Source organism: Desulfonauticus autotrophicus (assembly GCF_055381725.1).
The window spans coordinates 1,384,775-1,403,392 of record NZ_AP042395.1 but is presented as its reverse complement, the minus strand read 5'-3'; the positions used below and the strand labels follow the sequence as shown (position 1 = coordinate 1,403,392).

Annotated in this window: 19 protein-coding genes, 2 tRNA genes and 3 pseudogenes; 9 read left to right on the top strand and 15 right to left on the bottom strand. The window is 38.2% G+C overall.

Going from position 1 to position 18,618, the window contains the following annotated elements:
* Positions 1-81: 81 nt before the first annotated feature.
* From ACZ42F_RS08015 to ACZ42F_RS07985, 7 genes are all read left to right on the top strand, one after another.
* Positions 82-1,176 carry a GAK system CofD-like protein gene (locus ACZ42F_RS08015; protein ID WP_464278577.1) on the top strand — a complete coding sequence of 365 codons (1,095 nt, stop codon included), beginning with the start codon at positions 82-84 and terminating at the stop codon, positions 1,174-1,176.
* 84 nt (positions 1,177-1,260) lie between these two features.
* Positions 1,261-2,313, top strand: coding sequence for an FtsH protease activity modulator HflK (gene hflK, locus ACZ42F_RS08010; RefSeq protein ID WP_464278576.1), 1,053 nt, complete (start codon positions 1,261-1,263; stop codon positions 2,311-2,313).
* A gap of 4 nt (positions 2,314-2,317) precedes the next feature.
* Positions 2,318-3,172 (top strand): protease modulator HflC, encoded by an 855-nt coding sequence (hflC, locus tag ACZ42F_RS08005; protein ID WP_464278575.1) that lies wholly within the window; start codon positions 2,318-2,320, stop codon positions 3,170-3,172.
* A gap of 82 nt (positions 3,173-3,254) precedes the next feature.
* Positions 3,255-3,662, top strand: coding sequence for a preQ(1) synthase (gene queF, locus ACZ42F_RS08000; RefSeq protein WP_029969873.1), 408 nt, complete (start codon positions 3,255-3,257; stop codon positions 3,660-3,662).
* Between the two features lie 131 nt (positions 3,663-3,793).
* A tRNA-Gln gene (locus ACZ42F_RS07995) sits at positions 3,794-3,867 on the top strand.
* A 6-nt stretch (positions 3,868-3,873) separates the two neighbouring features.
* Positions 3,874-3,951 (top strand) — tRNA-Glu (locus tag ACZ42F_RS07990).
* 267 nt (positions 3,952-4,218) lie between these two features.
* Complete coding sequence (locus tag ACZ42F_RS07985; protein ID WP_464278574.1) at positions 4,219-4,353, top strand: hypothetical protein; 135 nt, start codon at positions 4,219-4,221, stop codon at positions 4,351-4,353.
* Between the two features lie 123 nt (positions 4,354-4,476).
* On the opposite strand, the gene lpxC is transcribed toward ACZ42F_RS07985, so the two are convergent.
* The 11 genes and pseudogenes from lpxC to ACZ42F_RS07930 all read right to left on the bottom strand — a co-directional run bounded on the left by lpxC (position 4,477) and on the right by ACZ42F_RS07930 (position 11,234).
* On the bottom strand, positions 4,477-5,403 hold the full coding sequence (gene lpxC, locus ACZ42F_RS07980; RefSeq protein ID WP_464278573.1) for a UDP-3-O-acyl-N-acetylglucosamine deacetylase: 927 nt from the start codon (positions 5,401-5,403) through the stop codon (positions 4,477-4,479).
* Positions 5,404-5,538: 135 nt separating this feature from the next.
* A complete protein-coding gene (gene prmC, locus ACZ42F_RS07975) occupies positions 5,539-6,387 on the bottom strand; it encodes a peptide chain release factor N(5)-glutamine methyltransferase (RefSeq protein WP_464278572.1) in 849 nt (282 codons plus the stop codon).
* Position 6,388: 1 nt separating this feature from the next.
* Positions 6,389-7,452: pseudogene (prfA, locus tag ACZ42F_RS07970) on the bottom strand (peptide chain release factor 1).
* Positions 7,442-8,316 (bottom strand): annotated as a pseudogene (locus ACZ42F_RS07965) (DUF1385 domain-containing protein). The pseudogenes prfA and ACZ42F_RS07965 overlap by 11 nt, the downstream one beginning before the upstream one ends.
* A gap of 48 nt (positions 8,317-8,364) precedes the next feature.
* Positions 8,365-8,589 carry a 50S ribosomal protein L31 gene (gene rpmE, locus ACZ42F_RS07960; protein WP_029968360.1) on the bottom strand — a complete coding sequence of 75 codons (225 nt, stop codon included), beginning with the start codon at positions 8,587-8,589 and terminating at the stop codon, positions 8,365-8,367.
* A gap of 160 nt (positions 8,590-8,749) precedes the next feature.
* Complete coding sequence (locus tag ACZ42F_RS07955) at positions 8,750-9,406, bottom strand: redox-sensing transcriptional repressor Rex (protein WP_464280232.1); 657 nt, start codon at positions 9,404-9,406, stop codon at positions 8,750-8,752.
* 92 nt (positions 9,407-9,498) lie between these two features.
* Positions 9,499-9,822 carry an ATP synthase F0 subunit C gene (atpE, locus tag ACZ42F_RS07950; protein WP_029968356.1) on the bottom strand — a complete coding sequence of 108 codons (324 nt, stop codon included), beginning with the start codon at positions 9,820-9,822 and terminating at the stop codon, positions 9,499-9,501.
* 56 nt (positions 9,823-9,878) lie between these two features.
* The gene (atpB, locus tag ACZ42F_RS07945) at positions 9,879-10,583 is read right to left on the bottom strand and encodes a F0F1 ATP synthase subunit A (RefSeq protein ID WP_029968354.1); all 705 of its coding nucleotides are present in this window, start codon (positions 10,581-10,583) and stop codon (positions 9,879-9,881) included.
* 3 nt (positions 10,584-10,586) lie between these two features.
* On the bottom strand, positions 10,587-10,838 hold the full coding sequence (locus ACZ42F_RS07940; RefSeq protein ID WP_464278571.1) for an ATP synthase subunit I: 252 nt from the start codon (positions 10,836-10,838) through the stop codon (positions 10,587-10,589).
* Entirely contained in the window at positions 10,799-11,002 is a 204-nt protein-coding gene (locus ACZ42F_RS07935; protein ID WP_464278570.1) for a hypothetical protein, read from the bottom strand. The genes ACZ42F_RS07940 and ACZ42F_RS07935 overlap by 40 nt, the downstream gene beginning before the upstream one ends.
* Positions 10,986-11,234: an AtpZ/AtpI family protein gene (locus ACZ42F_RS07930; RefSeq protein ID WP_029968342.1), complete on the bottom strand. Its 249-nt coding sequence runs from the start codon at positions 11,232-11,234 to the stop codon at positions 10,986-10,988. Before ACZ42F_RS07930 ends, ACZ42F_RS07935 begins: the two co-directional genes overlap by 17 nt.
* 248 nt (positions 11,235-11,482) lie before the next feature.
* On the opposite strand from ACZ42F_RS07930, the gene ACZ42F_RS07925 reads away from it, so the two are divergent.
* Both ACZ42F_RS07925 and ACZ42F_RS07920 read left to right on the top strand, forming a co-directional pair.
* Complete coding sequence (locus ACZ42F_RS07925; RefSeq protein ID WP_464278569.1) at positions 11,483-13,102, top strand: AAA family ATPase; 1,620 nt, start codon at positions 11,483-11,485, stop codon at positions 13,100-13,102.
* 53 nt (positions 13,103-13,155) lie between these two features.
* Entirely contained in the window at positions 13,156-13,917 is a 762-nt protein-coding gene (locus tag ACZ42F_RS07920) for a S16 family serine protease (RefSeq protein ID WP_464278568.1), read from the top strand.
* 1 nt (position 13,918) lies between these two features.
* Here the strand turns inward: ACZ42F_RS07920 and ACZ42F_RS07915 are convergent, their stop codons facing one another.
* The 4 genes and pseudogenes from ACZ42F_RS07915 to ACZ42F_RS07900 form a co-directional block, all read right to left on the bottom strand.
* Positions 13,919-15,211 (bottom strand): TolC family protein, encoded by a 1,293-nt coding sequence (locus ACZ42F_RS07915; protein ID WP_464278567.1) that lies wholly within the window; start codon positions 15,209-15,211, stop codon positions 13,919-13,921.
* Positions 15,212-15,225: 14 nt separating this feature from the next.
* Positions 15,226-16,703 (bottom strand): annotated as a pseudogene (locus ACZ42F_RS07910) (DHA2 family efflux MFS transporter permease subunit).
* A gap of 69 nt (positions 16,704-16,772) precedes the next feature.
* The gene (locus ACZ42F_RS07905) at positions 16,773-17,996 is read right to left on the bottom strand and encodes a hypothetical protein (protein WP_464278566.1); all 1,224 of its coding nucleotides are present in this window, start codon (positions 17,994-17,996) and stop codon (positions 16,773-16,775) included.
* Entirely contained in the window at positions 17,989-18,585 is a 597-nt protein-coding gene (locus ACZ42F_RS07900; protein WP_464278565.1) for a TetR/AcrR family transcriptional regulator, read from the bottom strand. Before ACZ42F_RS07900 ends, ACZ42F_RS07905 begins: the two co-directional genes overlap by 8 nt.
* Positions 18,586-18,618 lie beyond the last annotated feature (33 nt).

The following is an 18,618-nucleotide window of genomic DNA, read 5'->3' as shown; positions in this document are numbered from 1 at the left end:
AAGCATACCTTTAACCTTTTTTAAAGACAAGAGAAAAACAAAGTTGTCTTAAGGATAAAGTTATTTTATTTAGATTTAGTTATGGAAAAGGGAATGCTTTTTTTTAGTGGGGGCACAGCCTTAAAAAAACTCAGTATTTTTTTAAAAGAAAAAGTGTTTTCTGTGCACCTGCTTACTGCTTTTGATTCAGGTGGAAGCTCTGCTGAGATAAGAAAACACTTTCAGGTTTTTGCCCTGGGTGATTTACGCAATAGGCTTTTAAGCCTTATGGATATCTCTTCTGAGGCGCAAAGGAATAAACACAAATTCCTTTCCTATAGGCTGCCCCAAACCAGATCCCCTGAAGCTCTCCGGGAAGAGTTTAAAACCATTGTCCAGGGAGAGCATCCTCTGGTCTTAACTTTATCCAGGGAAGATAGAGAAGTGATTCTTTTCTATTTACAATATCTTTATCCAAGATTGCCCCAAAACTTTTCCTTAGCTAAAGCCAGTATTGGTAATTTGTTTTTACTTGGACTTTATTTACATAAGCAAAAGGACTTAAATTCTTTTTTGGAGTTTAGTCATACTTTTTTACAGATAAAGGGACTGGTTAGACCTATAGTGGATGCCAGCCTGGACCTTTTGGTGTATTTGGAAAGTGGAGAAAAGATACTTGGCCAACATAAAATCACAGGTAAAGAATGCCCGCCTTTAAAGAAAAAGATAAAAAATATTTATCTTTACGACAAACAAAAAAAAGAAATAGTAAGACCAGCAATTGCCAGAGAAGTGCGTCAATACATACTAAAAAGCAAACTTATTCTTTATCCCATGGGCAGTTTTTTTTCCAGTATCCTTTGTTCCTTGCTGGTGGAAGGCGTGGGCAGAACCATTGGGCAAAGTAAGGCCAGAAAAATATTTATCCCCAACCTGGGAGAAGACCCCGAACTCTATGGCTATTCTTTATTGGAGCAGGTGGAAAAGTTGGTTGAGGTTTTAGAGGTGGAAAATTGGTGGCAGGGAGTAGAGATTGTACTTTTGGATAAAAAACATCACTTTTTAACTGCACAGGAAAAGAAATTTTTAGAATCCAGAGGAATAGAGATAGTCTTTAGAAATCTGGTTTCTCCAGAGTCCTTTCCCTATTATGATGCTTCACTTTTGGGAAATACCTTACTTGGTTTTTTAAGTTGATTTTTCATTTTAGGGTTTATTGACTACTTATTTAGGGTATGTAAAGAACATTAAAAGTTTAAAGTTCATGGAAGGAGATAGTTTATGAATTGGGATTGGGAAAAATTACAACAACAAAGAGAAAGGCAGGGTTTTACGCCCAAAGGGCCAGATTTGGGTGATTTTAAAAGTAAGTGGTCAGAATGGAGAAAAAAACTTCCAGGTGGTTCAATCCTTTTGCTTATTGTCTTAGTTTTATGGGGACTTAGTGGAATATATATTGTAGAGCCTGATGAAGTGGGGGTTGTGCAGCGTTTTGGTAAATTTCATAGAATTACTACTCCTGGACCTCATTATCATTTTCCTTTCCCCATTGAGAAAGTGCAAACTCCTAAAGTTACTCGTATTCAGAGAATAGAAATTGGTTTTCGAACACTATCAAAATCTCTTATAAGTAAGAATATACAATATAGACTTGTACCTGAAGAGTCTTTGATGCTTACTGGTGATGAAAACATTATAGATGTTCAATTTATTGTTCAATATCAAATAAAAGATCCTAAAAATTATCTTTTTAATATAGCTGACCCAGAAAAGACAGTTAAGGATGCAGCTGAAGCTGCTATGCGAGAAGTAATCGGTTATAATAAAATAGACTCTGCTCTTACTTCAGGCAAACTTGCTATTCAAAATGATGCAAGAGAACTTTTGCAAACCATTTTGGATAAATATAAAAGTGGGATCAGGGTAGTAGCAGTACAATTACAAGATGTACACCCCCCAAGGCAGGTAGTGGACGCCTTTAAAGATGTGGCCAGTGCCAAAGAAGATAAAATTAGATATATAAATGAGGCAGAAGCCTATCGCAATGATCTTATCCCCAAGACTAGAGGTGAAGTGGCTGCTATTATTAACGAAGCCATGGCTTATAAGGAAAGTGTGGTGCGTAAGGCCAGAGGTGAAACTTCCAGGTTTTTATCTGTGCTTAAGGAATATAAAAAGGCCAAAGATATTACCAGAAAAAGGCTTTATTTGGAAACCCTGGAAGAAATTTTGGCCAGTCCCAATGTGCGTAAGATTATTTTTACCGATAAATCTCTGGAGAGGGTAGTGCCTTATTTACCTTTAAATAAGCTGGAAAAGAGAAAAGGAGAATAGATTTATGAAACTTAAAGTTTTTTTTATTATATTAAGTTTTATTCTGGCTCTTGGGCTGTGGCAGTCAGTGTTTATTGTAGACCAGAGAGAAAAGGCCTTGGTTTTGGAATTGGGTAAGCCTGTAAGCGAAGCTTTGGGACCTGGTTTGCATTTTAAATTGCCCTTTATTCAAAATGTCATTTATTTTGATGCCAGGGTCCTGGAATACGATGCTCCACCAGCTGAGATTTTAACCCAGGACAAGAAAAATTTGGTAGTGGATAATTATTCTCGCTGGAGAATCAAAGATCCTTTAAAGTTTTATCAAAGTGTTAGAACTGTTAGCCAGGGTATTTCACGCATAGATGATATTGTTTATGCAGAGTTACGAGTGGCTTTGGGGCAGTATTTGTTAACAGAAGTGGTTTCTTCCAAGCGCGCAGAGATAATGGAAAGAGTGACCAAAAAATGTGATGAACTTTTGGCTAACTATGGAATTGAGGTCCTGGATGTAAGAATTAAGCGTGCAGACTTGCCACCAGAAAATGAAAAGGCTGTTTACAATAGAATGCGAGCAGAAAGGGAAAGGCAGGCCAAAAGATATCGTTCTGAAGGACGAGAAGAAGCTACTAAGATCAGGGCTCAGGCAGATAAGGAAAGGACTATTATGCTGGCAGAGGCTAAGCAAAAGGCTGAGCAATTAAAGGGTGAAGGAGAGGCTGAAGCTACGCTGATTTATGCCAAGGCCCTGGAGCAAGACTCTGAATTTTATCAATTTACCCGCTCTTTGGAAGCCTATAAACAGAGTTTAAGTAAGGATACAGAGCTGGTTTTAACTCCCAATAGTGAATTTTTTAAATACTTAAAAAGTAGTAAGTAAGGTGGTAAAAAGCTTATTTGGAGCCAAAGAGAACAGGAAAAAAGAGATGTTAGAGAAGAATAAAAAATAAGGAGGAAGAAGCGTGTTTGATGATGTTTCAGGGTTAAAACTACTTGGGAAGAGTAAAACAGAATATCCTTCCAAGGTTTCTCCAGATATTCTGGAAACTTTTCCCAATAGATTTCCAGATAGGGACTACTGGGTGACCATGATAAGCGATGAATTTACTTCCCTTTGTCCCATGACTGGACAGCCTGATTATGGCACTATTCTTATTCGTTATATTCCTGATAAAAAATGTATAGAATCTAAATCCTTAAAGTTTTACCTCTTCAGTTATCGCCAGGAACCTACTTTTATGGAAACAGTGGTAAATCGTATTTTGGATGATCTGGTTAAAGTGTGTTCACCTAAGGAGATGCAGGTTATAGGTAAGTTTAAACCCAGAGGTGGAGTAATTATTGAGGTGGAAGCCAATTATAAAAAGTAGAAAAAAAGATTGACAAGCATAGCCTTTTTTGGCTAGAAGCACCTTTCCTTTGGACGAGGACAGTTCTTTAAAAAAAGAAAAAAAGATTGACAAAAAAAGCACCTGCCAGTAAGAAGGTTTCCTCGCTTACTTGGGGGATCGTCTAATGGCAGGACGACGGGTTCTGGCCCCGTTAGTCAAGGTTCGAGTCCTTGTCCCCCAGCCAGAATGCGTCCCCATCGTCTAGCCCGGTCCAGGACATCGGCCTTTCACGCCGGTAACAGGGGTTCAAATCCCCTTGGGGACGCCAAAAAAGAAGAAAAGCCTCATCTCTTAGGTGAGGCTTTTTTGTTTTTTCAGAAGATAGGTTTGAGTGATACTTTTCCAGCCTTAAAAAACTATTTTTTCAATAAAATAACTTACCAGTTAAGTTGTTTTCATCTCTCAAAAAATAATTGTTTTTTTGGGTCTCTATCTAAATTTATCTATTTTTTATAAGAATTTTTGGGTTTAATTTTCAAAATCTTGTCAAAAAGAGTAAAATGTTTTTTTTTACTTAATTTTTTAGGTAAAAGAGATGGTTCAAAGAAGATCAAATTATGAAGAGGATATTTCCAGATATAGTAATATCTTCCTGTTTGCCTCCCTGGTTTTGGCTAAGGTAAATATAAATATAGCTAGTGAAGAAAAGTTATCCTTTTCCCACATATAGGAACAGTTAAGGCAAAAAATATCAAATTATAGAGAGAGTCAGAAGAAAACACTTCTAGAGAATTTATTAAAGGTAAACTTACTTTTTATAATACCAAATCTTGCTGGAGTAGAGAATTTTACTCTACATATTTAAAACCACTTCTGGCTCGGCCTCAAAAACAGGCTTTTTCTTGGGAGCCAGGTGTTTTTCTTCGCTTAAGGTTATTTCTGTTAAGTAGTGGTCTTTATTTTCTAAAAGAAAGCGTACAAAGTGGTTATTAAAGGCATGGCCAGAGCAGGAGACCTTAAATTCTCCCCATAAAGGCATACCAATTAACAGAATGTCTCCTAGAAAATCCAGAATTTTGTGCCTAACAAATTCATCTTTAAAACGAAGACCATCGGTGTTGATAAGGCCATATTCATCCAGAACTAAGGCATTCTCTAAAGAACCACCTTTGGCCTTGCCAGCCTGTTGGAGCATTTCTACGTCTTTTAAAAAACCAAAGGTTCTGGCCTTGGCTATTTCTGTAACAAAACGCTCTGGAGAGTTTATATAGGTGTAGGTTTGCCTGCCAATTAGAGGATGGGGAAAATCTATTTCATAGTGAATTTTTAAGCCCTTATAGGGTCTGGCTTCGATTTTTTTATTTCCGTTCTCTATTTTTAAGGGTTTAGTTATCCCCAAAACTTTCTTGGGAGCGTTTTGTTTTTTTAGTCCTACAGAGCGCATTAAAAAAACAAAAGAAGTAGCACTACCGTCCATTATGGGTAGCTCTTCTCCCTCTACTTCAATGTAAAGATTATCTATTTCCAGACCTTGAATGGCACCTAAGAGGTGCTCTACGGTGGCTACCTGTTTGTTGTCTTTGCTCAGAGTTGTAGCCAGAAGAGTGTCTGAGACATAATAGGGATTTAGATCCAAACTTACCCTTTCTCTACCTTTTTTTAACCAGAAAACAATTCCTGTATTTTCTGGAGCTGGTTTCAGGGTAAGATTTACCTTTTTCCCTTCATGTAGACCTATGCCTGAACAGCTAATATCTTTTTTTATAGTCTTTTGACGCATTATTTTTTCCTTTTAGAATTTTAATTTTTTATTCCTAAAAGCAAGAAATGTGCCTATTCTAACTTGTTAAAATAATTGTATTTTTTTGACTGAAGAAAGGGGACTGATTGTTGTTAAAAAGATAACTGTTGTTTTTTAGCAATGGTTTTGGACAAAAACAAATCTATTTCGTCCTGCAAGGTCTTTAATTATCTTTAGGTTAGGAAAGGAAGAGAAGATGGTTTTCAAATCTTCTTTTTGCAAGGGAGAACATTCAGCTATAAATATTCCTCTGGGTTTTAAAGCTTGTTGAATTAAACGCCTTAGGAAGGGATAAAATTTTAGCCCCTTTTTCCCGCCTAAAAGGGCTAGATGAGGTTCGTATCCTTTGACTTCCAAAGAACTCTTTTCCACTTCCTCATAGCTAAGATAAGGGGGATTACTTACTATCAGGTCTAATTGTTTTTGGAAGAAAAAGTGGGTTAAGTTTCCTTGAACCAGAAGTAACTGTTTTTTTAGGTTGTATTTGTTTTTATTCTTGGAGGCTACTTGTAGGGCTTTAGCCGAGAGGTCCAGGCAAATTCCTTTGGCTAGAGGAAATTTTTTAGCTATGGTGATGCCCAGGCAACCACTCCCAGTACACAAATCAGCAAAAATAAATTTTTGACTGGGTGAAAAGTACTCCTGTATAATGTCTATAATTAATTCTGTTTCTGGTCTGGGAATGAGTACGCCTGGAGCTACTTCCAGTTCCAGGTCATAAAATTCTTTTTTACCCAGGATATAAGCTAGAGGCTCACCTTTTTCTCTTCTCTCTATAAGTTCCCAAAAGTGTTTTGCTAGATTAGGTGGTACGGTTTTTTCTGGGTAAGCGTATAGATGTTCTTTGGTGACCTTTAAGAGATGGGCTAAAATTAAATCTGGCGCTAGATAAGCGCCTTCAATGTTTTTTTGGTGTAATCTTTGTTTGGCTGCGATTAAAAGCTCTTTAATACTAGAAGACACACTAGCCTATAGCCTCTGCTTTTAGGGCTTCTGCTTGAAAGAATTGGATTAGAGGATCGATAACTTGATCCAGTTCTCCTTCCAGGACAGCTTCTAGGTTGTATATGGTCAGGTTAATTCTATGGTCAGTAACTCTTCCCTGGGGAAAATTATAGGTTCTGATTCGTTCTGATCTATCTCCACTACCCACTTGAGAGCGCCTGTTTTCATCCAATTCTTTTTTTTGTTCTTCTTGTTTTATTTGCAAGAGGCGAGCACGTAGCACCTTAAGGGCTTTGGCTTTATTTTTGTGTTGAGACTTTTCATCCTGACAGGTAACCACCAACCCTGTGGGGATGTGAGTGATACGCACAGCAGAGTCTGTGGTATTTACGCTTTGTCCGCCAGGACCTGAAGAACGATAGACGTCTATTCTCAAATCATTTGGATTGATTTCAATATCTACTTCTTCTGCTTCAGGTAAAATGGCCACAGTTACAGCTGAGGTATGGATTCTTCCCTGGGATTCAGTAGCTGGTACTCGTTGGACTCTGTGCACTCCTGATTCGTATTTTAAACGGCTATACACCTGTTTTCCCGAAATATTGGCAATTATTTCCTTAAAACCTCCAGTACCAGTTTCATGGGAATCCATGATTTCCACTTTCCAGCCTTTTTTTCTGCATACCTGGAATACATGCGGAAGAGGTCTGCGGCAAAAAGAGCAGCCTCTTCTCCGCCTGTACCAGCTCTTATTTCCAGGATGATATTTTTTTCATCCAAAGGATCTTTGGGTACCAGGAGGATTTTTAAACGTTCTTCCAAGGCTGTTAGTTCTTTTTTGAGGGTCTTTATCTCTTCTTCTGCCAGGTCTTTTAATTCTGGGTCCTTGAGTAGTTCCTGACTTTCTTCTAATTGTTGAGTTAATTTTTTATATTCCCTATAGGTAGTTACAATTTCTTCTAATTCTGCATGTGCTTTGGAGACTTTTTTATATTTTTCCTGGTCTTGAAAAATATCTGGAGCACTTAGTTCTTTTTCCAGTTCAATAAATTTTTGTTCCAAACTATCCAGTTTAGCCAGCATAATTTCCTCTCTCTAAAAGGTTCTCCAGGGCTGCTACTGCAACCTCTATTTGTTTTTCATCTGGTTCTTTGGTGGTGAGAAGTTGAAAAAAAGTCCTGGCAAACAAAGTAATTTGCACCACCAGGTGTTTTCTTTTTGGCTAGCCAGTTTAATAGTTTCATAAGCTAGTCCACTTATGGGAACCATGAGAATAATTTTTAAGCCCACTGCGATTAAATGGCGCAACCAAAAATTCTCTACTGGAAAAATCTTGAAAAATAAAGGTACAACAATGGTAAACAAAATAATGGATAAAGCCAGGACAAAAAGCAAAAAGGATGTGCCACAACGAGGATGTAGCCTGGAAAATTTTTTTATATTTTGAGGAGTAAGCTTTTCCTGATTTTCAAAGGCGTGAATGGTTTTGTGTTCTGCTCCGTGATATTCAAAAACTCTTTTGATTTCAGGCAAAAGAGAAATGCCCAGAATATAAAGGATAAAAATAATAAACTTGCTTACACCATCCCAAAAATGAAAAGAAAAGGAGTTTAAATCTCCACTAATCCCCAGTTTATTTAAGAGCAGGGAAATTCCATGGGGAAGAAAAACAAATAACAATAAACCAAAACCTAAAGCCAAAACCAGGCTTAAAATAAGTGTCCAGGAAGGAAGTTCTTCTCCTTCCTCCTCAACAATGGTTTTAGTGGAAAAGTTTAGGGCCTTAATGCCATTTACCAGGGTTTCTAAGAGGATAAAGAACCCTCGAATCAAGGGCTTTTTTTGCCACTTTTTTTTACTTAGACTCCACCACTTTCTGGTTTCAACAATTATTTCCCCTTTAGGAGTACGCACAGCAATAGACAACCAGTCACGGAAACGGAGCATCACTCCTTCCATGACTGCTTGCCCACCTATGGAAACATTGGCCATAGATTATTTTTCTTCAGAATTTTCTTGGAATTTTGCGTATTTGCGACGAAAACGATCTATTCTTCCAGCGGTATCTACAAATTTTTGCTGACCAGTGAAAAAGGGATGACAGTTGGAGCAAATTTCCACCATAATCTTTTCACCAGCTGTAGACTTGGTTTCAAAACTATGACCACAGGAGCAAACCACAGTAGTATCATACATCTTGGGATGAATGTCCTTTTTCATAACTAAACCTCCTCAAAGAAAAAAACTAAAACTAAAGAGGATATTAGTTAGCCAAGAAAAATACTCTTGGCAAGTTTTTTCTTTGGTCCCTTTTTTAGTTCAAAGTAGTTGAATATTATTGAGCAGGTGGTGCTTTTAGAAAAATGAAAAAATAAAGGCACTAAATATATAGGCCTTTACTCTGGTTTAACGAAATTTGAAAGGCAGTGGAAAAGAGATGGTTGATAAAATCTACATATTCTACCACTACATTTTCTGGAGCAGAAATGCGAGTGGGAGCAAAATTGACAATACCTTTTATTCCACCTTTGATTAAGTAGTTGGCAGCTCTTTGAGCCCGTTCTGGAGGAGTGGTGATAATACCTATTTCAGCATTTAATTCCTGAATTTTATCTGGTAGGGTACTGGAGCAAAAGACCTCTAATCCTGCTACTTCTTCCCCAATTTTAAAGGGGTCACAGTCAAAGGCTCCTACGATAACAAAGCCCCTTTTTCTGAGTACATTATGTCTGAGAAGGGCTCTTCCCAGATTACCTACACCCACTAAAACCACATTCCAGACGCGATCCAAGCCCAGACTTTTCTTGATGGCTTCTTTTAACTCGTAAATGTAATAACCAACCCCTCGAACTCCAAATTCCCCAAAATACGCCAGGTCCTTACGAATCTGAGAAGGGTTTACCCCGCATTCTTGAGCTAATTTTTCCGAGGAGATAACCTTTTCTCCCTTTTGTTCTAGAGCTTCTAATTGCTGAACATAAAGGGCCAGCCTGGTAATTGTGGCCCGGGGAATTTTTTCATTCTTCAGGTTAAACATTACCTTGTTCATGATAGTGTGAAATTTTTAACAAATACTTTCTCAAAAAAAAGAGGAAAGCCTTTTGTAGGCTTTCCTCTGATTGTTTTTTATTAACCCAAGAAAGGATTAGCAAAAAGAAGAATCAAGTTAACAACCAAGGCGTAAATAGCCAAGGACTCGATCATGGCCAAACCGATGAGCATGGTAACAGTGATTTTACCACTGGCTTCAGGGTTTCTAGCAGTACCTTCACAAGCAGCCTTAAGGCCAAGGCCCTGACCAATACCACAACCAGCAGCAGCAAGAGCCATACCCAAAGCAGTAGCAATAGAAGTTAAGGAAATAACTTCAGGAGCAGCTTCAGCAGCAAAAGCTACGCTAGCCATAACGATGAAAGCCAAAGTGTTTAAAGCAACCATTAAAACTTTACGCATCACAAAACCTCCTAAGAATTTATAATTTTTGGTCAAACGACCATTCCCCCCGTAAATTAGTGAGCCTCTTCAAAAGCTCCCTTTAAGTAAAGCATAGAGAGCATAAAGAATACAAAGGCTTGAATAAAGTCAGCCAGCAAGAACAAGAAGTACATGGGTAAAGTGGAAACAATGGGAGCCAGGATAAAGAGCAGAGCCAAAACTATATCTTCACCCATGATGTTTCCAAAAAGACGGAGAGTAAGAGATAGAGGTCTGGCCAAATGACTGACCAACTCAATGGGCAACATAATAGGAGCCAGCCACCAGTAGGGTCCCATAAAGTGTTTAATGTATTTTACACCGTGTAGTTTAATCCCCCAGTAATTGTAGTAAAGAAAAACAAAAATAGCCATAGAGGCATTGGTATTGATGTTAGCAGTGGGTGCATCTCCACCAGGAATAAGGCCACCTATATTGGAACAAAAGATATAGATAAAGAGAGTGGCCAAAACAGGAAATACTTTTCTTCCTTCTTCTCCCATATTGGCAACCACAAAGTCTTCTAAGGAGCCAATAATAAATTCAAAAAAGTTTTGCGCTCCTTTGGGCACCAAGGAGATGTTTCTGGTAGCCCTCCAGCCAAAGAAAACCAGAATTGCAATTACTGCCCAGGAGTAAAGCACATTGTTAGGTATTAAACTGTGCCCATGGGCATCCACTAGACCGACCAACTTTGCTGCTTCTTCTAAGAGAAACACTGGATGTAAACTGCCTGCCATTGATTATGCCTCCTTAAATTTTTCCCCAACTAGTATTAAGCCAAAAAGAATAACATTTAATAAAACTATACTTAACCCTCCTAAGAGGGCTATTATGTCCGCCTTGAGATAGACAATTGTTATAAAAAGAACGATTCCTGTAATAAAAAGCCTTAAATAAAACTGAAAAAGTAGAGCTGCTACAGCTCCTCTTTTGATATAAACCAATTCTTGAATCAATTTGGCCAAAAAATAAAAGTTAAAAAGCCCAAGCAAACTGCCGATGCTAAACTCCAGCCACCAGCTTGAAAAAAAGGTAAAGTTAAAACCATTCCACCTAGAGAAAGGTAGATTTGATTGCGTACCAGTTTGCGTACACCTTCTACCTTAAAGTTTCTTTGATATAAAAATTTTTCAACCTTTTTATTTACTTTGTTCACGCTTTTTTTCTTCCTGCTGGATTTTTTTAGTCTCCAGGTACATATTTTTAAAACCAGCAGCAATGCCAAAAATTAAAAAAAGGATTAAGAACCAGGGTTTGGTATTTAGCCACTTGTCCAAATAATAACCAATCAACAGACCAACAAAGGTACAAGTGACCAGATGAATCCCAATAAGACTGGCTTTGCTTAAAGTTTGCCACAGGGCACTATCTCGTTTTTTAAAGAACATAAAGAGCTCTTTTCTCCTTGGGTTAACATACTTTTAGTTCGTTCAAACATTCACAATGGCAGGCTTCTAGCACAAGGTCTAGGTGTTAGTCAATTGGTGATTTGTTTTTTTCTTCACAAAAAGTTTTGTGTTTTTTTGTTAATTTTTTCAGTCTGTTAAAAAAAGAGCCTGTGCCAACTATTGCTTGCCTTTGGTCCCAGGAGTGTTTAGATTTTAAGTTTATCTTTATTCTTTAGGAGGGAAGTTCTTTGGAGGGATTAAAAAAGCAAAATGGCACTAAAAGGAGATGCGAGCTTAAGGTAAATGAGCTTAGAGTTAAGTTGCCAGCAAGTGAGATTCCTTTTTTAGATAGCAGTAAAGCCTTTAAACCCAGGTTGGATGTGTTTCAAAAGAGGGCTTATCAGGCTTTAAAGCTAGCTCTGGAAATAAAGCAAAAGGGCTATAACTTATATGTTTCTGGAGAGCAAGGAGTAGGCAGGACCTATTTGGTTAGAGAATTTTTGAGTACCTATTTGCCCAAGGGTACTCCTCCACCGGACTGGATTTATGTATACAACTTTGAAAATCCAGATGTGCCCAGGGCCATTAGTCTTCCAGCCGGACAAGGTAAAGCTTTTAAACAGAAATTAAAAAAGGCTATTGAAGAGCTTAAAAAGACTATTCCCAGGGCCTTTGAACAGGATGCTTTTATAAAGAAACACGATGATTTGATTCAGAGTTATCAGGATAGTAGAGATGATTTGCTTAATAAAATGGAAGAAAAGGCTCAAAAAGATGGTTTTAGTCTGAATATGGATGAGGAGAGTATTACTTTATATCCTGTCTTTGAAGGGAAAGTAATGACTCCTGAAGAATTTGAGCAACTTGAGCCTGGAATTAAGAAAGAATTGCGGGTTAAAAGCAACAAGGTCATGGAGGTGCTTTTAGATTATACCCGCAAGATGGGAAAGGAAGAAGAAGATTTTCGGCAAAGTGAACGCAAATTGGAACAAGAAGTTGCCTCCAAAAAAATCAAGCAGGCCCTCGACCCTGTGGAAAAGGAATTTGGCCAGTTTCCCAAACTAAAGCAATTTTTAGGAGAATTAAAAAAGGACATTTTAGAAAATTTAGAAGAATTTCGCAAAAAAGACAGCCGTGCTTCTTTATCCCAGGATCTCTTTGGCGGGGGAGAAGATTTTTTTCAGCGCTATGAAGTAAATCTTTTTGTGGATAATTCCTGTTTAAATGCTCCGCCCATAATTGTGGAGGATAATCCCAATTATTTCAATTTACTAGGGTGTATTGAACGCGAAACTGAGCTGGGAACTTACTATACGGATTTTACCCTGCTTAAAAGTGGGAGCATCCATCGGGCCAATGGGGGATTTTTAATCCTCAAGGTGGAAGACATCTTAAGCCATCCTTCTTCCTGGGAAGGTTTGCTCAGGGCCTTAAACAAAGAGGTAGCAGTACTGGAAGATCCAGGAGACCAATACGATCTCATTCGTACCAAAACCATTGCTCCTGAACCAATTCCTTTGAATTTAAAAGTGGTTTTGATTGGTACAGATGAGCTTTATGAATTGCTCTATGAACAGGATGAACGCTTTAGAAAATTATTTAAGCTAAAGGCTCACTTGCAAAGTACAGTTTATAGGACCAAAGAAAATATTGTAAACTATGCCTGTGTGCTTGCAAAGATTGCCCAGGAAGAGTCTTTAAAACCTCTTACCAAAGATGGATTAGTTGAGTTGGTAGATTTTTCTAGCCGGTTATGTGGAGATAAGGAAAAGCTTTCTTTACATTTTTCCACCTTAAAGGAGATAATGTTAGAAGCCCACACCCTGGCTTGTAGTAAAAAGAAAAAAAGATTGACGCAGCTTGCCTGAAAAGGAGTTTACGCAATAGAGAGTTTCGCCTTAACCTGTACGAGCAGGAATTTATGGAAGATTACGATCGGGAATTGATTAAAGTAAAGACTTCGGGCTTTGCTGTGGGGCGGGCTAATGGTTTATCTGTGGTAGAAGTGGGGGATTATGTTATGGCTTTCCCTCACCAGATTTCCTGTACTGTTGGAGTAGGACATGGGGGAATTATTGACCTGGAAAGAGAGGCTGAGCTGGGAGGTCCTATTCATACCAAGGGCATGATGATTTTGAAGAGCTATCTACAAAACCTCTTTGCCCAGGATAAACCTTTGGTGCTTTCAGGAAGCCTTTGTTTTGAACAAAGTTATGCTCACATTGATGGAGATTCTGCCTCTGGAGCAGAGCTGGCTGCCTTATTATCTGCCCTGGCCAGGGTTCCTCTTAATCTTTCTTTGGCTTTTACTGGAGCAGTGAATCAGGCTGGGGAGATTATGGCTGTGGGTGAGGTCTCCAAAAAAATAGAAGGTTTTTTTGCTGTTTGTGTGCGCAGAGGCCTAAGTGGCGAGCAAGGAGTTATTATCCCCAGGGATAATGTGGTGCATTTGATGTTAAAGGATGAGGTGGTGGAGGCAGTAAAGGCCGGGAAGTTTCACATTTATGCTGTTTCCACCATTGAAGAGGCCCTGGAAATTTTAACAGGCAAAAAAGCTGGTAAACCTTTGGCCAGAGGGGGATTTAGTCCTAATTCCATCTATGATCTGGTAGATAGAAGGCTAAAAGAGCTCGCCTATCTGGCAGAAAGAAAAGTGGGCTTTAGAAAACGGAAATCCACTTAACTTAAAAAGAAAACTCCTCTTTTCCCATGGCCTTATTGAGATTGGCCAGGGCAATAAGATAATCGGCCATGGCCTGGATGTAATTGGCTTCAGCCTTGCTTAATCTGGCCTGGGCGTCTAAGACATCGGTGTTGGTGCCTACTTTGGCTTCATAACGGGCCTGGGCCAGACGGAAACCCTCTTCAGCTTCAGCCAGACCCTTTTTAGCCACTATGATGCTTTGTTTTTGGCTTTGCACTTTGAGGTAGGCAGCTTTTACTTCAAAGGAGAGAGTGTTTTTTAGATTTTGATATTCTGATTCCAATCTAAAGATATTGCTTTGGGCCTGTTTTACCTTATAAAAGCTCTGACCAGATTCAAAAAGATTCCACTTCAACCCTACACTTACCTGCCACTGACTGGGATCTTTAAACTTGGTGCCATCTACCCGGGGATCTTCTCCATATCGATAGTAATCAAAATCAGCCTCTACCTGAGGGTAAAAGCTACTTAAGGCCAGTTTTTTCTCTTTATGGGCAATTTCCACGCTTTTTTGGGCTAAAATAAGATCTGGCCTATTTTTCCAGGCTTCTTGCAAACATTCTTCCAGGCTCAGGTTTAAAGGTAAAAACTTTAACTCTCCGATGTAATTTTGCTCTTGAGTGATGGGAATATTTAAAAGGGAATTTAAAAGTGCTGCCTGAGTTTTTTGTTGGTTTTGAGCTGCAATAAGGTATTGCTCAGCTTGAGAAAGCTCCACTTGTGCCTGTAATACTTCTATTTTGGGTTTTAGGCCTACATTATAGAAGTTGGTAACTACCTGGAGATGGCTTTTTAATCTTTCTGTGCTTTTGAGGGCACTTTTGACTTCAGCTTGGGCTTTTAAAAAGTTGAAAAAACTCTCTTCTATTTTGTAAGCCAATTCTATCCTGGCTTGCTTGAGGCGTAGTCTAGCCTGTTCTTTTTCCAGCTTGGCCTTTTGATAGTCATTTAAAAGATAAAAACCTGTGAAAAGAGGCTGACTAAGATTTAAATTCAAAGTCCAGAGGTCTTGGTCTCCTGCTTTTTGCCCTTGACTCCTGGGTTCTTCATCTAAGTGAAGGTAAGAATAGTTAGTGGTTAAGGATGGTCCAAAACTTCCTCTTTTGGCTTTGAGGTTGTACTCACTGGCTTCTAAGGCCTGTTTATAGGCTTGAAGAGAGGGATTGTCCTTAAGGCCCTTTTCTAAAGTCTGCTGAAGATTGAGCGCTTCTTGTCCATAGGCAGGGGTTAGAAGAAAAAAACAGAAGAAAAAGAATATTAATTTTTTATACATAAAATCCTCCCTATTTACTCTAAGACCACAGGTTTAAATTCTTTTCCACTGGATTGCATAAAAAAGATCAAAGGGATTAAGATTGCTGTTAAACAAGAGAAGACCAAAAAGCAATCATTAAAGGCCAACATCTGGGCTTGAGCCAGTACCTGTTTATATAATAGGGCCAGAGCCTTTCCCTGAGGTAAGAGGGCTTCTTTTCCCTCCAGGAGCTTATTTAAGAGATAGGCTTTGGCTTTTAATAAAGGATTAAAGGGGGTGATGTGCTCTACTAAAAAGTTCTGATGTACTTGAGAGCGCTGCGAGAGCAAAGTGGTGCCTATGGCTGTACCAAAACTTCCGCCCAGGTTTCTCAAAAGATTAAATATACCTGTGGCATTACCCATTTGCTCTTTGGGGATATTGAGATAGGTGGCTGCACTTAAAGGCACAAAGAAAAGTCCAAGTCCAAATCCTTGAATGATTCTAGGATAAGCTATACTGAGAAAATTGGCACTTAAATTAAAATCAGACATTAAGTACAGGGCATAACTGGCAATGATGAGCCCCAAAAAGAGGAGGTATTTGGGCTGTACCCCCCTTTTCATCAGTGCTCCGGCTATGGGCATAATCAAAAGGGTGGAGATACCTCCTGGGCCCAATACCAGACCAGCCCAGAGAGCAGTATACCCCATGAGCTGTTGTAAATATAGAGGTAGCAGGACTATCCCTCCAAAAAAGGAGAGAAATCCTAAAAACATAATAATATTTCCCAGGGTAAAGGTACGGTCTTTAAAGACTTTTAGGTTTACTACTGGGTTTTTACTTTTTAACTCCCAGAGTACAAATAGGGTGAGGCTAATGGCTGAAATAATACTCAAGGTAAGTATAAAGTCAGAATTAAACCAATCTTCTCTTTCTCCCTTATCCAAGACCACTTGCAGGGCTCCCAGCCCCACAACAATTAAGCTCAATCCAATATAATCAATATAGTTTTTGGCCTTATTTTTGAGATAGCTGGGATCATAAATAAAAAAGATAGTTAAGAGGATGGCCAAAATACCTGCTGGTAAATTGATATAAAAGACCCAGCGCCAGGAAAAGTTATCCGTAATCCATCCCCCTAAAACCGGACCTATGGTAGGTGCAAGCACCACTCCCATACCAAAAATGGCCATGGCCACTCCGTGTTCTTTGGGCGGAAAGGTCTCTAATAAAATAGCCTGAGAGAGAGGTTGTAATCCTCCCCCCCAATGCCCTGGAGAATTCTGGCCAGAATAAGGATTTCCAGGCTGGGTGCTGCTCCACACAATATGGAAGCAAAGGTGAAGAGAAAAATGGAAAAAAGCAAATAGCGTTTACGTCCAAAAACACTGGCTAGCCAGCCGGTAATAGGAATAATAATGGCATTGGAAACCAGATAGCTGGTAAGCACCCAGGTGGACTCATCTACTCCTGCGTTCAAACTTCCCTGAATGTGGGGAAGAGATACATTGACCACACTGGTATCCATTACTTCAATAAAGGTAGGCAGGATAACCGTACCTGCTATTATCCACTTATTTACCCTGGGTACAGACACTTACTTGGCACTCCTGAGTCTTGGACCAGTTTTTTCAGAGGTAAACACAGTTACTTCCAGAGAGAGCCCCACTCTTAGAGGATATTCTGCAGGAATGGGCTCGGTAAAAAGAATTTTTACCGGCACCCTTTGTACTACTTTAATCCAGTTCCCTACAGCATTTTCTGGAGGTAAGAGGGAAAAGGTGGTGCCTGTGCCCGCTCTAATTCCTACAACTTTTCCTTCCAGTTTTAAGCCCGGATAGATATCTGGCTCAATAATTGCTTTCTGCCCCAAATACATGTGTGTTAACTGAGTTTCTTTAAAATTGGCCTCTACATAAATTTTATCCAAAGGAACAATGGCTAAAAGGGGTTCTCCAGGTTGTACTTTTTCACCTATCTGTATGCTTTTTTGAGCAATATAGCCAGAAATAGGAGCAGTAATTCGAGTATAGCTTAAATACAGTTCTGTCTTTTTTATTTTAGTTTCTACTTCTTCTAGTTTGGCTTTTAAATTCTTTATATTGAGCTTTGTTCTTTGGACATTTAACTGAAGAGCCTTACTTTTTTCTAAAATAGCTCTGGAGCTTCTAATTTGACTCTGGGTTTGCTTATAAACTTCTTCAAAGGATTCTATTTTTTTGTCAATGGAATCTACTTTTGCTTGTAAGATATTTAAGTTATTTTCCTTTTCTTCAAATTCTCTGGGAGATATCAGTTTATTGGTGATTAAATCTTTGTAACGCTTATAGTCTTTTTGGGCCTGGTTTAATAAAATTATGGTTTCTTCTCGTTGTTTTTTTAAGCTTTCTAGTTCTTTTTCTGTTTGTGTTTTTATGTGTATAGCCTTTTTAAGATTGGCCTGGGCATTTTCTAAATCAGCTAAAGTGGTTTTATCTATCATTTCCAGGTTTATCTTTTCTGCTTCCAGAGCACTTAAAATTTGTTCTTTAACGGCTAAAAGGGATTCTTTTTCTAACTTTAATTCCCTGTCATCTAAAGTTAAGAGTAAATCACCCTTTTTTACGTAATCGTCGTTTTCTACTAATATACTATTTATGGTACCAAAAATACGAGAAGAAATTTTAGCCATATCAGCATGAATATAAGCGTCATCAGTGAACTCCCGTCCTCTAACCAGGAAAAACCAGTAAAGAAAAGAAAGTATGATTAAAAGTATTACGATAGTCATAAATATCTTTATTCTTTTTTGATGTCGATGGTTATTAAAATTATTATTCACTTTCCACTCCTTTGAAAAATATTTCAATAATCAAATCAACTATTTCTTCAATTTTATAAGCATCAAAACTTTCATCTTTGAATAAAGTTTTTAAGAGTAATGTATAGTAAATCATAGAAAAGAATAATTTAGCTAAAATATCTTCATCAAAATTTTTTATTTTTTTATTTTCTATCCCTTTTTTTATAGATTTTTTTATAGGTGTAAAAAATTTTTTTCTTACTTCCTTTAAAAAGGAAAATAAAAAATCATTTTCTTCCAAAGCACTATAGAGAATAATTTTTAAGAAAGTAGTATCTTGAATATTTCTCTGTAAAAATCTAATAGCACATTCTCTAAGTTCTATTTTTAGATTGTTTTTAGGTTGTTGTCCACTGGGAAAGTAAAAATCTATATCTTGAATTTTTTGATTTAAAATTTCTTCGTAAATCTCTTGTTTATTTTTAAAGTACTTGTAAAGTCCGGCTTCACTTAAGCCAGCTTCTTGAGCTAGCTTCTGGGTTGTGGTGCCTTTAAATCCCTTGCTGGCAAAAAGTTTTTTGGCAGCCTGCAATATCTTTTGTCTTCTTTCTCTTCCAGTAAGACGCATAGGGTAAGTAAATGTTTACTTACCTTTCTGGAG

What these genes read in the sequence shown, in the direction of transcription:
- ACZ42F_RS08015 (WP_464278577.1), top strand. Translation starts at nt 82, where the DNA reads ATGGAAAAGGGAATGCTTTTTTTTAGTGGGGGCACAGCCTTAAAAAAA.
- hflK (WP_464278576.1), top strand. Translation starts at nt 1,261, where the DNA reads ATGAATTGGGATTGGGAAAAATTACAACAACAAAGAGAAAGGCAGGGT.
- hflC (WP_464278575.1), top strand. Translation starts at nt 2,318, where the DNA reads ATGAAACTTAAAGTTTTTTTTATTATATTAAGTTTTATTCTGGCTCTT.
- ACZ42F_RS07985 (WP_464278574.1), top strand. Translation starts at nt 4,219, where the DNA reads ATGGTTCAAAGAAGATCAAATTATGAAGAGGATATTTCCAGATATAGT.
- lpxC (WP_464278573.1), bottom strand. Translation starts at nt 5,403, where the DNA reads ATGCGTCAAAAGACTATAAAAAAAGATATTAGCTGTTCAGGCATAGGT.
- rpmE (WP_029968360.1), bottom strand. Translation starts at nt 8,589, where the DNA reads ATGAAAAAGGACATTCATCCCAAGATGTATGATACTACTGTGGTTTGC.
- ACZ42F_RS07955 (WP_464280232.1), bottom strand. Translation starts at nt 9,406, where the DNA reads ATGTTTAACCTGAAGAATGAAAAAATTCCCCGGGCCACAATTACCAGG.
- atpE (WP_029968356.1), bottom strand. Translation starts at nt 9,822, where the DNA reads ATGCGTAAAGTTTTAATGGTTGCTTTAAACACTTTGGCTTTCATCGTT.
- atpB (WP_029968354.1), bottom strand. Translation starts at nt 10,583, where the DNA reads ATGGCAGGCAGTTTACATCCAGTGTTTCTCTTAGAAGAAGCAGCAAAG.
- ACZ42F_RS07930 (WP_029968342.1), bottom strand. Translation starts at nt 11,234, where the DNA reads ATGTTCTTTAAAAAACGAGATAGTGCCCTGTGGCAAACTTTAAGCAAA.
- ACZ42F_RS07920 (WP_464278568.1), top strand. Translation starts at nt 13,156, where the DNA reads ATGGAAGATTACGATCGGGAATTGATTAAAGTAAAGACTTCGGGCTTT.
- ACZ42F_RS07915 (WP_464278567.1), bottom strand. Translation starts at nt 15,211, where the DNA reads ATGTATAAAAAATTAATATTCTTTTTCTTCTGTTTTTTTCTTCTAACC.
- ACZ42F_RS07900 (WP_464278565.1), bottom strand. Translation starts at nt 18,585, where the DNA reads ATGCGTCTTACTGGAAGAGAAAGAAGACAAAAGATATTGCAGGCTGCC.